Here is a 221-nt window from a genome sequence, read left to right as displayed (position 1 = left end):
CTAGCGAAGACTTTTCAGCTATTAATCCATCTGCTTTTTTCAACAACTCATAAGAAGAGCTTTCTTTTGTTACTCTCTTTAGTTCTGCTTTCACTGTCTTACTTTCAAATGAATCTTGTGGCTCACCTTCTGCATTTTTCTTTATTGATTCAAATAGTACGATATTCTCTTCACTATCTTCAATTTTAGCCACTTCTACTAGTTCACTAAGTTCCGCTTCC

1 protein-coding gene is annotated in these 221 nt (G+C 34.8%); it reads right to left on the bottom strand.

Annotated features, from left to right (window positions below; translation table 11 throughout):
- A partial coding sequence (locus tag NG901_RS16955; protein WP_252217124.1) for a hypothetical protein occupies nt 1-221 on the bottom strand: 221 nt, incomplete at both ends.

The organism is Clostridium sp. CMCC3677 (assembly GCF_023845585.1).
Classification (GTDB): domain Bacteria; phylum Bacillota; class Clostridia; order Clostridiales; family Clostridiaceae; genus Clostridium; species Clostridium aquiflavi.
The sequence above is the reverse complement of the archived record's forward strand: the minus strand, read 5'-3'. Positions and strand labels throughout refer to the sequence as shown.